18 protein-coding genes are annotated in these 20,096 nt (G+C 25.5%); 16 read left to right on the top strand and 2 right to left on the bottom strand.

The features are described from left to right. Positions 1-44 precede the first annotated feature (44 nt). Positions 45-248 carry a cold-shock protein gene (locus ACYUDJ_RS16700; protein ID WP_003362301.1) on the bottom strand — a complete coding sequence of 68 codons (204 nt, stop codon included), beginning with the start codon at positions 246-248 and terminating at the stop codon, positions 45-47. A 411-nt stretch (positions 249-659) separates the two neighbouring features. On the opposite strand from ACYUDJ_RS16700, the gene ACYUDJ_RS16695 reads away from it, so the two are divergent. The 3 genes from ACYUDJ_RS16695 to ACYUDJ_RS16685 all read left to right on the top strand — a co-directional run bounded on the left by ACYUDJ_RS16695 (position 660) and on the right by ACYUDJ_RS16685 (position 4,153). After that, positions 660-2,123, top strand: a complete 1,464-nt coding sequence (locus ACYUDJ_RS16695; RefSeq protein WP_043031814.1) for an aminoacyl-histidine dipeptidase — start codon at positions 660-662, stop codon at positions 2,121-2,123. Positions 2,124-2,182: 59 nt separating this feature from the next. Further along, entirely contained in the window at positions 2,183-3,076 is an 894-nt protein-coding gene (locus ACYUDJ_RS16690; protein ID WP_042385216.1) for a tetratricopeptide repeat protein, read from the top strand. Between the two features lie 240 nt (positions 3,077-3,316). Beyond that, the gene (locus ACYUDJ_RS16685; protein WP_043031815.1) at positions 3,317-4,153 is read left to right on the top strand and encodes a pyridoxamine kinase; all 837 of its coding nucleotides are present in this window, start codon (positions 3,317-3,319) and stop codon (positions 4,151-4,153) included. 296 nt (positions 4,154-4,449) lie between these two features. On the opposite strand, the gene ACYUDJ_RS16680 is transcribed toward ACYUDJ_RS16685, so the two are convergent. After that, complete coding sequence (locus ACYUDJ_RS16680; RefSeq protein ID WP_043031816.1) at positions 4,450-5,088, bottom strand: peptide-methionine (S)-S-oxide reductase; 639 nt, start codon at positions 5,086-5,088, stop codon at positions 4,450-4,452. A 546-nt stretch (positions 5,089-5,634) separates the two neighbouring features. Between ACYUDJ_RS16680 and ACYUDJ_RS16675 the strand changes: the two genes are divergently transcribed. The 13 genes from ACYUDJ_RS16675 to ACYUDJ_RS16615 all read left to right on the top strand — a co-directional run bounded on the left by ACYUDJ_RS16675 (position 5,635) and on the right by ACYUDJ_RS16615 (position 19,784). Next, positions 5,635-6,399, top strand: a complete 765-nt coding sequence (locus ACYUDJ_RS16675; RefSeq protein ID WP_003486683.1) for an ABC transporter ATP-binding protein — start codon at positions 5,635-5,637, stop codon at positions 6,397-6,399. Continuing rightward, positions 6,386-8,275, top strand: coding sequence for an ABC transporter permease (locus ACYUDJ_RS16670; protein WP_043031817.1), 1,890 nt, complete (start codon positions 6,386-6,388; stop codon positions 8,273-8,275). Before ACYUDJ_RS16675 ends, ACYUDJ_RS16670 begins: the two co-directional genes overlap by 14 nt. Before the next feature lie 177 nt (positions 8,276-8,452). Next, the gene (locus tag ACYUDJ_RS16665; RefSeq protein WP_043031818.1) at positions 8,453-8,950 is read left to right on the top strand and encodes a transglycosylase SLT domain-containing protein; all 498 of its coding nucleotides are present in this window, start codon (positions 8,453-8,455) and stop codon (positions 8,948-8,950) included. A gap of 464 nt (positions 8,951-9,414) precedes the next feature. After that, positions 9,415-10,116, top strand: coding sequence for a response regulator transcription factor (locus ACYUDJ_RS16660; RefSeq protein WP_003486679.1), 702 nt, complete (start codon positions 9,415-9,417; stop codon positions 10,114-10,116). A gap of 1 nt (position 10,117) precedes the next feature. Then, positions 10,118-11,095: a sensor histidine kinase gene (locus ACYUDJ_RS16655; protein WP_043031819.1), complete on the top strand. Its 978-nt coding sequence runs from the start codon at positions 10,118-10,120 to the stop codon at positions 11,093-11,095. Positions 11,096-11,144: 49 nt separating this feature from the next. Then, positions 11,145-11,900: an ABC transporter ATP-binding protein gene (locus tag ACYUDJ_RS16650; RefSeq protein WP_043031820.1), complete on the top strand. Its 756-nt coding sequence runs from the start codon at positions 11,145-11,147 to the stop codon at positions 11,898-11,900. Beyond that, positions 11,890-13,698 (top strand): FtsX-like permease family protein, encoded by a 1,809-nt coding sequence (locus tag ACYUDJ_RS16645; RefSeq protein WP_043031821.1) that lies wholly within the window; start codon positions 11,890-11,892, stop codon positions 13,696-13,698. Before ACYUDJ_RS16650 ends, ACYUDJ_RS16645 begins: the two co-directional genes overlap by 11 nt. Before the next feature lie 68 nt (positions 13,699-13,766). Continuing rightward, a complete protein-coding gene (locus ACYUDJ_RS16640; protein WP_042385215.1) occupies positions 13,767-14,489 on the top strand; it encodes a DUF3298 and DUF4163 domain-containing protein in 723 nt (240 codons plus the stop codon). A gap of 357 nt (positions 14,490-14,846) precedes the next feature. Continuing rightward, positions 14,847-15,881 carry a DUF2804 domain-containing protein gene (locus ACYUDJ_RS16635; protein WP_043031822.1) on the top strand — a complete coding sequence of 345 codons (1,035 nt, stop codon included), beginning with the start codon at positions 14,847-14,849 and terminating at the stop codon, positions 15,879-15,881. A gap of 397 nt (positions 15,882-16,278) precedes the next feature. Next, on the top strand, positions 16,279-17,457 hold the full coding sequence (locus ACYUDJ_RS16630; RefSeq protein WP_003486668.1) for a MalY/PatB family protein: 1,179 nt from the start codon (positions 16,279-16,281) through the stop codon (positions 17,455-17,457). A 74-nt stretch (positions 17,458-17,531) separates the two neighbouring features. Next, a complete protein-coding gene (locus ACYUDJ_RS16625) occupies positions 17,532-18,350 on the top strand; it encodes a transporter substrate-binding domain-containing protein (RefSeq protein WP_042385214.1) in 819 nt (272 codons plus the stop codon). A 12-nt stretch (positions 18,351-18,362) separates the two neighbouring features. Continuing rightward, complete coding sequence (locus ACYUDJ_RS16620) at positions 18,363-19,028, top strand: amino acid ABC transporter permease (RefSeq protein ID WP_003486666.1); 666 nt, start codon at positions 18,363-18,365, stop codon at positions 19,026-19,028. 18 nt (positions 19,029-19,046) lie between these two features. Next, positions 19,047-19,784 (top strand): amino acid ABC transporter ATP-binding protein, encoded by a 738-nt coding sequence (locus ACYUDJ_RS16615; RefSeq protein ID WP_043031823.1) that lies wholly within the window; start codon positions 19,047-19,049, stop codon positions 19,782-19,784. Positions 19,785-20,096 lie beyond the last annotated feature (312 nt).

Genomic DNA, 20,096 nt, shown 5'->3' with positions numbered 1-20,096 from the left:
TTATATATTAAAATACTTAATATATTATATATTACAAAGTTATATTATAGCTTTATAACATTAGCAGCTTGAGGACCTTTTTGACCTTCTTCTACTTCGAATTCAACTTTTTGTCCTTCTTCAAGGTTTTTTCTTGGCTCATCTCCTTGGATTGCTGAGAAGTGAACGAATACGTCTTTTTCACCTTCTACTTCTATAAATCCAAATCCTTTTTCTGAGTTAAACCATTTTACTGTTCCAGTTTTCATTGATTGACCTCCTAGTGTAAAACATCATGCTTTACTAATTAAATTTTATTCTATTATTATAACATATTATTAACAAATAGACAAATATAAATGCTATATTTTTTACAAAAATATTTTAATCTGGATTAAAGCCCACGCATATGATGAAAATGGAAGTAATATTTATGTTAATGTGTGGTATTATTAGAGTGTTTTAACTTATAAAGAGTATATACAAATAAATTTTTATTTAAGTATTTTTATGTGTTAAGTATGGTAGGTATGTAAATATATTTATTTTATATATTTACATTTAACTTAAAATTAGAAATAATATTTTACAGAATTTTTTTGAGATTTTACTTTTTTATGCTATTACTTTTATATTATAATAAAGTTAGACAAAATTTATTATGAAGGCAGGAGAACTATATGTACCAAAGAATAGATGATTTAATTTGCAATAAAGTTTTTAAATATTTTAAGGACATAAGTAATGTACCTAGAGAATCAGGAAATGAAAAGAAAATTAGTGATTATCTCTTTAATTTTGCAAAAGAAAGAAATTTATGGGTTATTCAAGATGAATATCTAAATATAATTATAAAAAAGAAAGCTACAAAGGGATATGAAAAAGCACCTACTATTATATTTCAGGCACATATGGACATGGTTTGTGAAAAGATTAAGGAAAAAGTACATGACTTTGAAAAGGATCCCATAGAATTTAAAATAGAAGGGGATATGCTTTATGCAAAGGATACAACTTTAGGAGCTGATGATGGAATTGGCATAGCTTATATGTTAGCTATATTAGATTCCAATGATATTAGTCATCCCAATCTTGAAATGTTATTTACCGCTGAAGAAGAAACTACCATGATAGGAGCATTAAATGTTGATCATAATTTGTTTGAAGGTAGAATTCTTATAAATATAGATTCAGAAGAAGAAGGAAAAATTTTAGTAAGTAGTGCTGGAGGAGTAGATATTAAACATAATATACCTATAAAATGGGAAAATACAAAGGAAAATTCACAAGTTTTTAATATAGTAGTAGAAGATTTAAAAGGGGGACATTCAGGACTTGACATCCATAAAGAAAGAGGAAATGCTATTAAAATATTAGGAAGAATACTAAAGGATTTAAGCTATAATATGGAATATTCTTTAGCTTTTATACAGGGTGGAAGTAAAACTAATAATATTCCTGTAAATGCTGAGGCTAAAATTTTAATAGAAAAAAGTTATGAAAATGAATTAAAGGAATTTATAAAATTTTCGAATAATACATTAAAAGAGGAACTATATCTAAAAGATGATAATGTAAACATAAAGTTGAAAGATTCTACTCATAATACAGATAAAATTATTTCAGAGGAAAGCAAAAAGTTAATTTTAAATTCTATATTGATTACTCCAAATGGTGTAGAATCAATGGTAGCTAATATAGAAGGATTAGTAGAAAGCTCTGTAAATTTAGGAACTATTTCAGTAGACCATAGTAAAGCTATATTGGAAAGTGGAATTAGAAGTTCAAATGAGACTTTAAAGCATAAAATAGTAGAAAAAATAAAGGCACTAGGAGAGGTTACAAATTCACAAATTATTTGCCACGGAGATTATCCAGAATGGCCCTATGATGAAAAATCAGAAGTATTTTCTCTAAGTAGAAAAGTGTTTAAAAGATTATATGGGAAAGATGCAGAAATTATAGCATATCATTGTGGTATTGAATGTGGAGTGCTTAAAAATAAAATAAAAGGATTACAGTGTATATCTATAGGTCCTAATATTTTTGAAATACATACACCTAAAGAACATTTAAGTATAAGTTCTGCGGAAAGAACTTTTCAATACATATTAGAAATATTAAAGGAATTTAATAATTTTTAGTCACAAGATTGTAAAAAAGGATGTTACAGAATTGTATGTATAGAAGGGAGAGTGCTACTATGAACAAATCTAAAAAAAATATTATAATAGGTGCTACTATAATAATTTTAGTTATGCTAGGGGGCTTTGGAAGTTATAAGTATACAAAGTACAAAGATTATAAAGCATTATTAAATAAGGCAGAAGCTTATATGGAGATAGAAAATTATGATAAGGCTATAGAAAATTATGAAAAAACCTTAGATTATAAAAATAATAAGGATATTGTAGATAAAATAAATTTAGCTAAAGAAATAAAAGAATCTAAAGCAAATTATGAAAAAGCTATGGAATTATATAATAAAAAAGATTATCTAGCTGCTTTAGAATTATTTAAAAAAGTATCTAAAAGAGATAGTAAAAGATTTAGTTTAGCTCAAGATAAAATAAAGGAATGTATAAAGATTTATGTAAATGAAAATTTAGATAAAGCAAAAGCTTTAGCAAAAGATAAAAAATATAAAGAAGCCTATGCTTATTTAGATAAAGTATTATCTATAGATAAAGAAAATGTAGTGGCTAAAAATTTAAAAGATCAGTATATAAAAGAAGAGAAAGAGCTGCAAGAAGAAATAAAAAAGGCAGGAGAAGAAGCAAAAAAAGTAGAAGAGGAGCAAAAAAAGCAAGCTGAAGAAGAGCAGAAAATAAAAGAGGAAAATAAAAACTTACAAGGACAGGTAACTACAAAAAAGAAGGCAGAAGAAATAGTAAAAAATAAAATAGGAACTGGCAATAATAATATTAAAGCTATTTGTGAAGGAGAAGAGGTTAGACAAGGGGTATCATATTATTTAGTCCATGTATATGAAGTTGTTGAGGATCATACAGCGACAATGGGTTGGTATTATGTAAGAAAAGATAACGGACAAGTGTTTTTATGGGATTTAGCATCTGATATATTAAAACCAATCTAATATATTATAATCAATAAATTAAAAAAGATTGTGCTTCATTAAGCACAATCTTTTTATTTAAGCTTATATTTAATAATATTAAAAATTAATATATTATATATGAATTTTAATGTACATATTGATCTTCTGTAGTATGAAATTTAAAACTTACAACTGTATGGATACAGTTGTAAAAATATTAAATTTCATATATTTTAAATATAAAATTATGTAAATTCAGATTGTTTAGGAGATGTACATATGAAAGTAAATACAAAAAAAGTAGCGGCTATACATGATATATCTGGTTATGGGAGAGCATCTTTGACCACAGTAATACCTATAATATCTCTTATGGGTACACAGGTATGTCCAATTCCCACGGCGGTTTTGTCTACTCATACAGGGGGATTTGGTAATCCTGAAATAATAGATTTAACAGATAATTTACAAGCTTATATAGATCATTGGAAAAGCTTAAATTTAGATTTTAATTGCATATATAGTGGATATTTAGGATCAGTGCATCAAATAAATATAATATCAAATTTTATAAAGCATTTTAAGAAAAAAGATACATTGGTAGTTATAGATCCAGTAATGGGAGACGATTGTGAGCTTTATTCTGCTATAGATTATGAAATGGTACATAAAATGAAAGAATTTATAAAATTAGCTCATGTTATAACGCCAAACTATACTGAAGCTTGCTATCTTTTAAATAAAGATTGCTCTAAATGTAAAATTTCTGAAAAAGAAGTTAAAGAAATGCTTATAAACTTAAGTGATATAGGACCAGAAAATGTTATAATAACCAGTGTTCCTTTATACGACAATATAATAGCCACAGTTTCATACAATAAAGTAAAGAATGAATTTTATATAACAAAAACAGAGAAATTAAATGTAAATTATCCTGGGACAGGAGATGCTTTTACCAGTGTAGTTGTAGGAAGTTTATTAAAAGGTGAAAACATAAAAACTGCTGTAGATAAGGCTGTTGATTTTATAAGGTATGGTATAGAAATAAGTTTAAAATACGATTACAATCAAAGGGATGGTATTTTATTAGAAAAAGCCTTAAAAAAGTTAATATAAAATAGAATCAAGTATTTCAGTTTTAGATAGATCTGTCTTATAAGTAGACATTTTTGTATTAATCTTAAAAAAGTTATCTAGGAAAGTGTTTAGCATTATGCAAATATGAAATACTAATTAAAGCTAAAATATTTTATAAATTAATATGAGTAGTAAAAAAATAGAATTAATCATAGAAATGAAATTGTATATAAGTTAAAGAGGTGTCTAAAAATAAAATGTATTTTTAGACACCTCTTTTTTATTAGTTATAACTAATAAAAAATAAAAAAATCAATTGAATTTTAAAATTAATTTTATTTAGTATGGTTAAAACCTTCTACAATAGACAATAATCTGTTTTTAGCATCCTTTGAAAGATTAAAATCTTTAATCTCTTTATTTAGATTTTTTAGAGAGCTGTAGCCCGCTAAGTAAGCATTTAATTTATGACATAAAGGAGAAGAGATTAGATCATTACCAGTAGAAAATTTAGATCTTAAATTAGACATAATTACAGGTTCCAATTGAACATAATATTTTTGATGATAAAATTCTGCATAATAAAACTTTTCTATAGGAGAAATTTTAGTTAAAACTTCTTTAGTTAACTCTTCCTCTTTACTCTTCTTCCAGTTTAAACAAAGCTCTTTTTCATTTTCATTATTATATAAAATAGCGGAATTATATTGTAATAAATTAGGTCTTGTAGTATAGTTATGATTTTTTTCAAAAACCATTAGTAGATTTTCAAAGGTTATTTTACTAGAGTCATAGTATATTTCTACAGTTTCTAAATGATCTCCTATACTGTTATAGGTAGGAAATAGTGTGCTTCCACCAGTATATCCAACATAGGTTTTAATGACACCATCCAAAGAATCAAATAAAGCTTCTACTGACCAAAAGCAACCCATAGAAAAATAAGCTTTTTTTATATGACTTTTAGCTAACATTTTCCACCCTCCTAATTATAAAAAAATGAAATTTTAAATATAAAAAATAAATAAGAAAATAAATAAAAAAAAAAGTTGCAAAGTATTGAAAATAATATTATAATAAATAAAAATAATAATTATTAATTAAAATATATTATATCATATTTTTATAAATAATTAGTTTAAAATTAAGTTTTATGAAAAAAACTTCAATAATTTAAAAAAACTTTTTATTTAATTAATAATAAATTAATAAAATATGGTTATAATATATATAAATTAAAAGAGTCCCTCTAAATATCCCCCAATAATAGTGAATATAAGTAAGGAGATAAGTGTAATGCTTATCTCCTTATTTTTTTGTAATGTTAGTAGTATATAGTATGCGACCAGAAAAGATAGAAAATAAATTGTGCTTTGTTTATAGAAAATATGTTACAACTTTTACAGATTTGTATTACAAAGTTGTAATGTAGTTGAAATATTAATCGATTTTTAATGCTTGTTATTGTATATATAATTAACACTGTAATATGAATTTAAAGTTTTAGGGAGGAACAGATTATGAAGGAAATACTGAAAGCTATAAATGTAACAAAAGTATATGGAGAAAAGAGAAATATATATCAAGCGTTAAATGGCATAGATATGAAAGTTTTTGAAGGAGAGTTTGTTGGCGTTATGGGACCCTCAGGGGCAGGAAAATCTACATTATTAAATATAATATCAACAATTGATAAACCTACAGGAGGAAAAATTTTAATAGATGGTGATGATATAACAATGTTAAAGGGAGATAAACTATCAGATTTTAGAAGGGATAAATTAGGATTTATATTTCAAGATTTTAATTTATTAGATACATTAACTGTTAAAGAGAATATTGCATTGCCCCTTAGCTTATCAAAAGTATCCTATAGAAAAATAGATAAAAAAGTAATAGAAATAACAGAAAAGTTAGGCATAAAGGATCTATTAAATAAATATCCTTATGAAATATCAGGAGGGCAAAAACAAAGGGTAGCAGCAGCTAGAGCTTTAATTAATAAACCTGCATTAATATTAGCAGATGAACCTACAGGAGCATTGGATTCTAAATCATCAAAGGAGCTGCTAGAAACCCTTAGTATATTAAATGAAAGAGATAAATCAACTATAATGATGGTTACACATGATGCATTTGCTGCATCCTATTGTAGCAGAGTTATATTTATAAAGGATGGAAAATTATATAAAGAAATAGAGAATAATTCAAGTAGAAAAGACTTCTTTAGAGAAATATTAGATGTAACATCTATGCTAGGGGGAGAAAATAATGGGCTTATTTAGTATAGCTTTTAAAAATGTAAAAAGAAATTTTAAGAATTATGCTATATATTTAACATCTATGATATTTTCCGTACTTATATACTCTATGTTTAAAGCTATTGAATATAATAATCAAATTGCAGATGTAGCAAATGGAATGAAGACTGTAAGCAAATCTTTTTCAGGAGCATCAGCTATAATTGCTTTGTTCATTTTTATATTTATATGGTATTCAAATTCATTTTTTATTAAAAAGAGAAAAAAAGAAATGGCCTTATACTCCATTTTAGGGATAAAAAAGAAAAGTATAGCGGCAATGATGTTTTATGAAACTATGACCATGGGAATTATGGCTTTAGTCATAGGAATTTTTTTAGGAGCTTTTTTCTCTAAAGGTTTTATATTAGTTTTTTTAAAGCTTATAGATGCAGAAAATATTATAAATACAGGGTTTTCAATTAAAGCTTTACTTTCCACAATAAAAACTTTTATATTAATATATTTTGTAGTTTCTATAAGTGGATCTAGTATTATATATAGATATGAATTAATAGACTTATTTACAGCAGAAAGTAAGAGAGAAAAAGAACCTAAAGCTTCAAGGATAAAGGCTGTTTTATCCTTAATATTCTTATTGGGTGGGCATGGTTTGTATATTATTAGCAAAGGTAAAAGTTTAGGATCAGTTGCTATGATTACATTAACTACAGTAGTAATAGGAACCTATTTGTTTTTTAGTTCTTTTACAGTATATTATTTAAAAGTAAAAAGAAATAATAAGAAAAATCATTTTAAAGAACTAAATATGATTTCAAATGCTCAACTTTTATATAGAATAAAAGGGAATTCTAGAACCTTAGCTACTATAGCTATACTTATAGCCACTACTCTTACAGCTTCAGGAGCTAGTATAAGTTTTTATAAATATTTTTCAGCTAACATGGATAAAGATATGCCCTTTGATTATGTGGTAAAAGTAGAAAATAATAAAGTTATAAATGATATAGACAAGCTTATAAAAAATAATAGTAAAAATAAGTTAAAGGAAAAAATAGATATTACAGTGCTGCAGTATGAAAATAAAAATAATAATATTTATGATGGTAAATCTATTTTATCAGAAAAAGATTTTAATAAAATAGCTAAAGCTAAGAATATTGAAGTTAAAGATAAAATAAATTCACGAAAAGAAGCTTATTATTTTCCAAGATTTATTGATAAAAAAAATAAAATTCTCAATGTTAATATAGGTGAAGAAAATTTTAAAGTAGTACATTCAGAAGAAAGATCATTAGCTAATATGATGGTTTTAGACAATGTATTAATAGTTAGAGACGAGGAATTCATAAAGCTACAAAATCAAATAAAGAAGGAGAAATATGCGCTTTATTTAGTAGAAAATCATAATAGGAGTGTGAAACTAACAAAGGATTTTAATAGCATAATAACAAACTATGAAAAATCTAAAAATGATCCAAAGTATAGAATGGTTAACTCTAATTACTATGAAAATTATATAGAAAATATATCTTCATCTGGAACTATGCTATTTATAGGATGCTTTGTAGGATTAGTTTTCTTAGTATGTACGGCAAGTATAATATTCTTTAAACAACTTTCAGAGGCTATGGAGGAAAAATATAGATATAAAATATTAAGAAACATAGGGGTAAGGAATAAAGAACTTAAATCTTCCATATATAAACAAATGGCATTTATATTCTTTGCTCCATTAATAGTAGGCATAGCTCATGGAGGAGTAGCTTTGTCAATATTTGGAGGATTCTTAAACTTAGGTATATTAACACCAATAACAATGGTAGCTATACCATATACAATAGTATATTTAATCTATTATTTTTTAACAGTACAATTTTATTACAAAGCAATATCATAATTTATAGAAATTAGATTGGAAAATGAGTTTGTTTTCTTAAAACTACTTATTATGAAATGGAGAAATATAAATACAGAAATTCTAAATAAATAGATATAAGTTCTATTTAATATAAATTTTCTAAAAATATGTGTAAAAATATTCAATAAATTCAATAAAAAGCAGGAGGAAACAAAGATGAAAAAGATATTAAAATCTTTAGTAGGATTGGTTTTGATTTTAGCAATAGGTTCAGGAGTATTTTTAAGAAATGTACTCTTTGATTTAAAGCATAAAGATGAAATAAAGAAATATGCAACAGAATACAATGTAGATCCTTATTTAGTTGCAGCTGTAATTAATTTTGAAACAGCAAATGAGGAATTAAAATATGAACCTTCTAAGCATTGTGGTCCCTTTAACTTAAAGGATACAAAAGTATTAGATTATGCAAAGGAAATGGGATTAAAAAATTTTAAAAAAGAAGATATAGGGAATCCAGATGTAAATGTAAAGATAGGAACTTGGTATATATCTAAGAATTTTAAAGGAGATTACAGGGAATTTGCAGTTAAATGGATAGAAAGAAACCAATCAGAGGATGATAAAATGAAAGATTATGCTAGGGAGTACTATGGACCCAAAATAGAAAAAAGGGCTAAGATATATAAAGTTGTTCATCCAGAACTTAAATAGATTTAAATGCTAAGTAATTCAAAAATATTTTTACAAAATACAAAGTGAAAATAGCTAAGAGTTTCTTAGCATTTTTATATAATGTAATTAATAAATGAATAATAACAAAAGATTACTTTTAAAAATTATATTCATAATTTATAATTTAAAATAGATGGTCTATTAATTTTAACTTTATTATAAATAAAATAGCTAATAATTAATTCATAAAAAAGCATAATATATTATTTTTAAATCTAATTTAATAATAATTCATAAAATCTAGTTCTAGCTAAATTATTACTATATTTATTTTTAATATACTTGATTAAACTTTGAATTAATTATTAAGTCTAAATATGATATATTTTAAAAATAAAAAGTTTATTTAATATATGAATTTAATACAGGCTTTAGTGCGTAAAATATAATTAAATTAGTGGGGTGAGTGGTTACTGCACTAGATATAAAAGGGAGTGATAAATATGGGTTACAAGATAATGATAATAGAAGATGATAAAAATATAGCAAAACTTTTAGGTGAACATATAGAAAAATATGGCTATGAAGCGTTAGTAGCTAAAGATTTTGAAAAAATATTAGAAATCTTTGAAATGGAAAAACCAAATTTAATTCTTTTAGATGTTAATTTGCCCAAATTTGATGGATATTACTGGTGTAGAAGAATAAGGGAAAAATCCTTATGTCCTATAATATTTATATCTGCTAGAGATTCAGAAATGAATCAAGTTATGGCTATAGAAAGTGGAGCAGATGATTATATTACTAAGCCTTTTTATTATGAAGTAGTTTTAGCAAAAATAAAAAGTCAGCTAAGAAGAGTATATGGTGATTATGCAGCAAATAGTCAAGTAGAAAGAATACTAGATGTAGAAGGATTACTTTTTTATCCGGAAAGATTACAGGTCCATTTTAATGGAAAAGAGGCAATGCTTTCTAAAAAAGAAGGAGATCTTTTAGATGCAATGATGAAAATATATCCTAAAGTAGCTACTAGAGAAGAACTTTTAGAAAAAATATGGGATGATACTACTTTTGTAGATGAAAATACATTAAATGTAAATATAGCAAGGCTTAGAAAAAAATTATCAGATTTAGGTATAAAGGATTCTATAGAAACTGTAAGAGGAGCAGGATATAGATTGAATGTAACCTGGAGGAAGTAGGATGAAAATTTTTATAAAAAATAATAAGGGTGTTATAATATTATTTTTATTAAATTTTATGATACTGTTTAGCTTATACAACTTAATGGGGGGATTTGAGGATTTTGATAATTTCCTTTATTTCATATTATTAAGCTTGTTTAATTTATTAGTTTATTTCATATTAAAATATTTAAATGAAAGAAAAATGTATAAAAGTTTGGAGAAAAAACCAGAAGTATTTGAAGATTGTTTAAATTCTTTTGGTGATTCTACATTAGGAAAAAATTTAAATGAATATACTGGAGAATTATATAGTATATATAAATTTCATATGCATGAAAATATAAAAAAGCAAACAGAACATTTAAACTTTATAAATCAATGGGTACATCAAATGAAAACACCTCTTTCTGTAATAAAACTAATAATTCAAGAAAATGGAGAACAACAATGCATAAAAGATATCAAAGAAGAAACAGAAAAATTAGAAGAGGGATTAAATATTGCTCTTTACAATGCTAGGTTAGAAAGTTTTCACAATGATTTTAATGTGGCAGAGTTCGATTTGAAAGAATTGGTTTTAGATAGAGTTAACTATAATAAAAAATTGTTTATAAAAAATGGAGTTTTCCCAAAAGTAGAAATGAATAATATTAAAATTAAATCAGATAGAAAATGGATATCTTTTATATTAGATCAGATTATAATTAATGGTGTAAAATACTCAAAGGGAAAAGGAAAACTGATAGAAATAAAAGCAGGAGAACAGCAAAAAAGAAGTTATATATATATAAAAGATGAGGGCATTGGCATACCTAAAAAAGATATAAACAGAGTAATAGAACCTTTTTATACAGGAGAAAATGGTAGGATTTTTGGAGAATCTACAGGTATGGGACTCTATATAACAAATGAAGTTTGTAAAAAATTAAACCATGAATTGGATATACAGTCTAATGAAGGAGAAGGTACTAAGATTACAATATATTTTAATTAATAGTTTATTTAAAATAATTGATATTAGATTTGTTAGTTAGGAGAAATCTATGGGTATTATTGAATTAAAAGAAGTTTATAAAATATATGGTACAGAAAAAGGGAAAATAGCTTTAAAAAATATAAATTTATCCGTAAATGAAGGGGAATTTATATCCATAATGGGTCCCTCTGGTAGCGGGAAAAGTACTCTTTTAAAATTAGCCTCTACTATAGAAAAGTCTTCTGCAGGGAGTATTCTTATAAATGGTATAGATGTAAAAAAGATTAACGAGGAAGAAAGAAGGGAATTTAGAAGAAAAACATTTTCTTTTGTATTCCAAGATGTAAAATTAATAAAAAATTTGACTATAAAAGATAATATCATCTATCCAATGCTTTTTGAGAATAAGGACAAAAAGTACATAGAAAAAGAAGCAGATAAGATTTTAAAACTTTTAAATATAGAAGATTTACAAAATAGAATGGTATGGGAATTATCAGGAGGACAAAATCAAAAGGGAGAAATAGGAAGAGCTTTAGTTCAGAGAAAAAAAATTATGTTTTTAGATGAACCTACAGGAAGATTAGATTTTAATTCCCGAAAGAAAATTATGCAAATATTCAAGGATACTAATGTGCAAGAGAAATGTACCATTTTTCTTGTAACTCATGACCCTTTTGTAGCTAGTTATGCTAAAAGAGTACTTTTTATAAAAGATGGTGAAATATATAGTGAAATTTATAAGGGGGAAAATCAGGAAAACTTTTATAAGGATATATTAAATTTTAATATGTTCTTAGGAGGAAGAATTAATGAGTTTTAATACTATAATTATAAATAATATAAAAAGGAATTTAAGAAAATATAGTGTTTTTATACTAAGTGGCGTAGTATCTGTCATAGTATATTATTTTTTTTCTTTGATTTTAAATAATATAGAATTAGTGCAAGATGCATTTACCATAGGATTTATAGATGATTTAAATTTTATAAAATTATTATTAATAATAGGTATATTTTTTTTAACTGATTATTCTATAAATATATTTTTGGGATCTAGAATAGAGGAGTTTAAAATATTTTATAAGTTAGGAATTTCTCAGAAAAAGATGAAAAAAATTATTTTTATAGAAAGCTTATTTTTAGGTGTTATAATAACAGTTTTAGGAATTGTAATAGGCTTTGTATTTTCTAAATTTATGATGATGGGTATAGGAAAAACTTTGAGCAAAAATATAAATACAATAGGAAATATTAAGGCTATAAAAGACACAATTAAAGTTTTTCTTATAATATTCATTATATGCGGCATAACTAAGGGAGGATATGTAAAAAGACTTAATAAGATATATGAGGAAAGAAAGCCATCTCTGTTTTTAAGTATAGTTTGTATAATATTGATTATATGCTTGTTTATAATCAGTAAAAGGATGGATTCTTTTAAATCTACAACAGAAATAATATTATTTTTTATATTAGGATTTTCATATACATTATTAAGCTTAACAGAGTTATTCCCCTATGTATTGACTAAAATATCAAAAATTAAACTAATATATATGGATAAAGTAAATATGATTTTTATATCAAATATTAGGGAAAAAACTCTTCGAAATAGAAATCTTCTTTTTATTATGACTATGTTTTTGTCTATATCTATATTTATATTTGGAATTTTATATGTTCAAAAAGATTTAATAGACAAAAAGAAGGACATTTTATACCCTATTGATATAGGTTATGTAGTTAAAGAGAGGGATTATAATAATATTATAGATAATAAACTAAAAGAGAATAATATTAAATTTAAAAAGGTAAAAGTTACATTTTACGATGTAGAAAGTGCACAATATAGTATTATATCAGAATCGGAATATAATAAAATAGCTAGTGAACTTTCTTATCCAGTTTATAATATAGAAGAAGATAAGGCTGTAATGTTATATAATGATAATATGAGCGAAGAAGATATTAAAAAATATTATTTTAATGAAGTAATAAATATTAATGGTAATAAAGTTAAAATAAATGAAATAGGAGAAAAAAGTATATTTCAAAGTAAAACTATGGGAGATATTATTATAGTAAAAGATAGCTCTTTAATAGCATTACCAAAGGATAAAAAAATAAATTACTATATGTATAAATTAGAGAATTTAAAAAAATACATAAAAGAATTGAAAAGTATAAAAGAGGGATTGCCTAATGAAAGAATATATATAAAACAACTAGAATTAATGAAAGAAAGAGGATCGGCCTATGGTTTTTTCTATCTTTGTAGTGCTGTAGCTTTAGTTTTTTTTCTTATGGGAGTAAGTCTTTTGTATTATAAATTTTATGATGATATAAAAAAAGAAAAAGGTAAATATGATATATTGATAAATTTAGGAATATCTAAAAAAAACATAAATTCTATAATAAATAAAGAAATGTTAGTTATGTTTTTTGTACCTTTTTTAATTAGTTCATTAAATTTGTTTTTTATATTTAAATTAAATAGATTAATATATAATTATAAAAATGATGCATCTGAAATACAGGTTTTTATAATATATTTATTTATATATACATTTTACTTTATAGTTTGGAAAAGAAAAATTATAGAAGCAGTAAATGAATAAATATGGTATCAATACTGTATTTGATAACATATAATGGTAAGGGAATTAATATATAGGAAAGATATGATATGAATTTTATACCCTTTTATGATTATAACAGGTGTGGATTTTGTTATTTAAACAGTTGTAATCCAAATTTTCACAATAATTTTAGATACTATAATAATTATTATAGACAATGTAATATTGACCCTCTTCCTTTGAATGAACAAAATTTACAGCCTAAAAATTTTAAGATAACATATCCATTTGTACAGGATATAGGTAACGAGAATATATCAAAATTTGTAAATGAATCTATAGATAACGAGGTAAGCAACTTATTTAAAGAGCAAGTGTTGATACCAAGAAAAGCAAATATTCAAGAGGTTATAGGTTTCTATGAAGTTAAATTAAATAAAAGCTGTTTATTAAGTATATTATTTGGTATGTATACTTATTATGCTAATGCAGCGCATGGTCTTACTGCTTATTCATCTTTAAATATAGATTTAAATACGGGACAGCTCTATAAATTAAGTGACCTTTTCACAAGTAAAATAAACTACAAACCTATATTAGAACAAAAGGTAAGAGAGTATATAAAAGCAAATAACGTTCCTTTAATAGAAGAATATAAAGGGTTAGATGAAGACCAGCAATTTTATCTTACTCCAAATTCATTAGTATTATACTATCCAATATATAAGTACACTCCATATGCTTATGGTTTATTCCAAATACCTATACCATTTAAAGATATACTGAATTTATTAGGGCCAGTAAGCCCTATACAAAGATTACTTAAATAATATTATAAGTAAAATTTGAAAATAAACAAATATATAATATTAAAAGTTTATAATTTAACGTATATTTAGTTATAATATAGAAAAACAAAAACTAATATGATGCATAATTGATTTAATTATCAAAAATAATATAACATATATATTGAAAAGAATAGCATAATATCTTTTTTATTTAAATATTGTGTGTTATAATAATTTTGTGAAATTAATTTATTTATTTTCAGTTTAGGGTTTATTTTTGTATGTTATATAATTGTTATAGCTATAACTAGTTAAAAAGAAAGTGTGGGGAGTTAAAATATAAGGTATTACTAGTTTTAATAATATAAAGGCTTTGGTGGTGGGGAATTATTAAAAATGGGGAAAATTTTTTTTAATGAAAAAGAAATAATGACTGGAGTAAACGTATGCCAAAAGGACGGTAAATTAAATGAAAAAAGTATAGGATGGAGTAGGGAGCCTATATTTCATTGTAACCTTAAGGGGAATAACTTTAGAAAGAAAAAGTGGAATTATTGGTATATGATAAATGAAGACTGTCTATTTTCTGTTACTGTAGCCCATTTAGACTATATAGCAATGGCTTTTGTATATTTTTATGACTTCAACACGAAAGAATTCGCAGAAAAAACCGTTATTACACCTTTGGGGAAGGGATGTAGTATATCACAGAAGGTTTTTGAAAATGTAGAGTTTTCTAATGGCAAGCTACAGGTACTTTTTAAATGGAATAAATATTTAAAAACTATGAGTATATTAGTACATTGTAAAGATTTTAAGGGGAGAAATCTTACAGCGAAATTTTCTGTACTTTATCCTGAAGGCCATGAAACATTAAATGTATTAATACCTTGGAGTAAAAATAAATTTCAATTTACATCAAAGCAAAATTGTCTACCTACAGAAGGAAGAATTATGCTAAATAATAAAACCTATATTTTTGATAAAAGTAATAGTTTTGCGGGATTGGATTTTGGAAGAGGGATATGGCCTTTTAAAATTATGTGGAACTGGGCTACTGCATCAGGGAATCAACAAGGAAAAATCATAGGGCTTAATTTAGGAGCAAAATGGACGGATGGTACAGATATTACAGAAAATGCTCTGTTAATAGATGGAAAAATTTTAAAGCTAAATGAATGTATATTATATGATTATGATAAGAATAATCTTATGAAACCTTGGAGTATAAAAACAGAAATATCTGATAAAGTAAATCTTATTTTTGAACCTATATATGATAGAAAGGCTCAAACGAATGCAGTGTTGTTAAAATCTACAGTTCATCAAATAATAGGAGAATTTTATGGGGAAATAAAAGATGAAAAGGGGAACAGTATTAATATAAAAGCTTTAAAAGGCTGTGCAGAAGAACATTATGCCAAATGGTAAAACATACAATAAGTTTAAATGAGTCTATAAAGATATTATAACTTTATAGGCTTATTTTCGTGAATAAAGTGCTTTAATTAGTATATTTATAATTAATTAAAGTACTTTATTTTTAAAATTAATAGCATAGGGATTTTTTTACAATTAATTTCAATTATATGATATTAAATAATAAATTTTGATAGATGTAATCTTCAATATAAATAAATGCTATTTAACTAATTTTATATACTATGATATCATGAAAAAGGTAGAAAAATGACAAAATTATCACAAAATTCCCAGTGATAAAAGAAGGATATTTATAATAGAATAATTAATTTAATATAAAGTAAGAAATTCTTTATGTTATTAAAAATGTAAATATTTAAAATAATTTTATATGGAGTGATAATTTATGAAGTATAATTTTGACAAAGTAGTAAATAGGGATAATACAAATTGTAGCAAATGGAACTTTAATAAAGAAACCTTTGGGTACGAAGATATTATATCCATGTGGATAGCTGATATGGATTTTGAAACACTTCCAGAGGTAAAAGAAGAAATAATAAATAGGGCTTATCATGGTATTTATGGATATACCGCTACGACAGAATCCTATTATGAAGAAGTTGTAAATTGGATGAAAAAACGTCATGGATGGAATATAAAAAAAGAATGGATAACTAATACCCCTGGTATAGTTATGGCTGTAAATACTATAGTTAGAGCTTTTACTCATTCAGGGGACAAGGTGTTACTACAAAGACCTATATATTATCCATTTTTCAAGGCTATAAACAATAATGGATGTCATATAGTAAACAATCCATTAAAATTTAATGGCAAAAGATATGAAATGGATTTTGAGGACTTAGATAATAAACTTTCAGATCCTAGAGTAAAGATAATGATATTGTGCAGTCCTCATAATCCTACAGGAAGAGTTTGGACTAAAGAAGAGCTCGTAAAGGTAGGTAATCTTTGTTTAAAACATAATGTATTAGTAATCTCAGATGAAATACATTCAGACTTAATATATAAACCTAATAGACATATTCCTTTTGCAGCTATATGTAAAGAATTTGCAGATATAAGTATAACTTGTACAGCACCAAGTAAAACCTTTAATTTAGCAGGTCTTCAAGGTTCAAATATAATAATATCTAATGAAAGATTGATGAATGAATTCAAAATAGCTATGGAAAATATAGGATTGTCAAGATTGAATATTTTTGCATCTATAGCCTGTGAAGCAGCCTATAAATATGGAGAGCAATGGGTAGAAGAATTAGTAGATTATTTACAAGAAAATAAAGAATTTGCAAAAAAATTTATTGAAGAAAAAATGCCTATGTTAAAGGTAATAGAGCCAGAGGGAACATATCTTTTATGGATAGATTGCAGAGAATTAAAAATGTCAAAGGAGGAACTTGAGGAATTTATGCTAAAAGAAGCAGGAGTAGCTTTTGATGAAGGGTATATATTTGGAGAAGAAGCTATAGGTTTTGAAAGAATGAATATAGCTTGCCCTAGAGAGGTGCTAAATGAGGCTTTAGAGAGAATTGAAAAAGCTATAAACAATAAAATTTAAAAGTAATAATTGTGAAAAAAGGTTTATATGATTTTTATAATTTTTAAAGTGAAATTATGGGAGGGAAAATAAAATTGAAAAAGAAAAAATTATCTTTAATTTTAGTATCAGCTCTAGCAGTAATAACTCTTTTAGCTGGTTGTGGAAAGGAAAAAGCTACTTCAACAGAGGGGCAAAATACAGGAAATAGCAAGAGTGAAAAGAAAATTATAGTTGGAACATCACCAGATTATTACCCATGGTGTTATACAGAGGCAGGAAAGCTTCAAGGATTTGAAATTGATGTTTGGAATGAAATAGGGAAAAAAGCAGGATATGATATTGAATTTAAACAATCAAAATTTAGTGGATTATTTGGAATGTTGGATGCAGGTCAAATAGATACCGTTGCTCATCAAATATCAACTACAGAAGAGAGAAGAAAAAAATATGATTTTACAGAAACTTATGCTTATAGTGGATATAGTTTTGTAGTGAACAAGGATAAAGATATTAAAAATTTAGAGGATTTAAAAGGTAAAAAAGTTGGATGTACCCTAGGAGGTAATGGAGAAAAAACTCTAAAAAAATTAAATGAGGAAAAAAGCTTAAATATAAAGGTTTTAACTTATGATCAAACTCCAATGGAGAAAGATGTAGAAATTGGAAGGCTTGATGCAGCATGGATTGGAACTGTTAAGGCTAAAACAGTTATAGAAAAAGAAAAGATGGATTTAAAACTTTATGATCCAAAATATGTTTTTGAAATTAATCAATATCCATTTAAAAAAGACGGAAAAAATAAAAAAATGCTAGAAGATATAAATAAAGCTATAAAGGATATGATGGCTGATGGTACAATGAGTAAACTATCACAAAAGTGGTTTAAACTTGATATAACTAAGAAGGAATAGGTGTGGGAGTATATGATTTTTGACCTAGAATATTTTAATAAATTAGTGCCTTTAATGCTTAAATATTTGAAAGTTACTTTTATAATTTCTTTTTTAGCATTGATTTTAGGATTAATTCTTGCTATATTTATAGCAGTAATTAATGAATTAAAAATCAAAGTTCTTTATAGCATAAGCAAAATATGGGTATCCTTTTTTAGAGGGACTCCTTTAATTGCCCAATTGTTCTTTTTATATTTTGGTATAGTTCAATTAATACCTAGTTTGAAAAATATGGATGCTATGACTGCAGCCATTATAGGCTTAGGGTTTAATGCATCAGCTTATATGTCAGAAACATTAAGGGGAGCTATTTCTTCTGTAGATAAAGGGCAAATAGAGGCAAGTTTATCTATAGGAATGACACCAATTCAATCCATGAAGAGAATAGTATTTCCACAGGCTGCTAGGGTAGCGCTGCCAGCTCTATCCAATAGCTTTGTAGATATTATAAAGGGTTCTGCATTAGCTTTTACTTTAGGGGTAGTAGAGATAATGGCGGTGGCACAAAGTGAGGGAGCATCTAGTTATAGATTTTTAGAATCTTTTACTGCAGTAATAATTATTTACTGGATCATAATTAGTGCCTTTGGATATTTACAAAATATACTAGAAAGAAAGATGAATAATGTTTATTAGCAAGGTAGGTGAAAACATATGATAAAAATAAGTAATTTACACAAGTCTTTTAATGGGGTAGAAGTATTAAAAGGAATAAATTTAGATATAAAAAAAGGTGAAGTAGTTGCCGTTATAGGACCATCAGGTACAGGAAAATCTACTCTATTAAGATGTATGAATTTTTTAGAAAAACCTGAAAAAGGTATAATAGAAATAGAAGATTTAAAGGTGGATGTAGAGAAAGCTACCAAACAACAAATACATGAACTAAGGCTGAATACATCTATGGTCTTTCAAAGCTATAATTTATTTAAAAATAAAACTGCTTTAGAAAATATAATGGAACCTTTAATAATCGTAAAAAAAATGGATAAAGATAAGGCTAAAGAAAGAGCATTAAGTATACTTAAACAGGTAGGATTAGAAGATAAAAAGGACTATTATCCTTCTAAATTATCTGGCGGGCAACAACAGAGAGTAGGGATAGGCAGAGCTATGGCAGTAGATCCTAAAATAATGTTGTTTGATGAACCTACTTCAGCTTTGGATCCGGAGCTTGTTGGTGAAGTTTTAGAGGTTATTAAAAAATTAGCAGAACAAGATACAACTATGATTATAGTAACCCATGAAATGAGATTTGCAGAGAGTGCAGCAGACAAAGTTATATTTATGGATGGTGGAAATATAGTAGAACAGGGTACACCAGAGGAAGTATTTAATAATCCTAAAAATGAAAGAACAATAAAATTCTTAAATAAAGTTAAAAATAAATAGTAATAAAAAGGGATGTCTCAAAATAGCCTTAATTTTAAAACCGTAAATATAAATAATACATTCATAAAGCAATTCATTTTGCTAAGCAGTTCTAAATTTGATTCCATTAAAAGTTTTTTACCCAATAGAGGTGCCTTCCTTGGCTTAACTACTGGCTCCTCACATCCTGTGAGGAATTACAAAAATTTTCAATTTCGTCAAATTAAGAACTACTAAAGCTCATTTATATGTTTATTACATGTATTATTTATATTTACTATACTAAAATTAAGGCTGTTTTTATTTTGAGACACCCTCTTTTATATAGATATT

The sequence above is a fragment of the Clostridium sp. CTA-6 genome (assembly GCF_054768115.1).
This window is presented reverse-complemented; position numbering and strand designations above follow the sequence as displayed.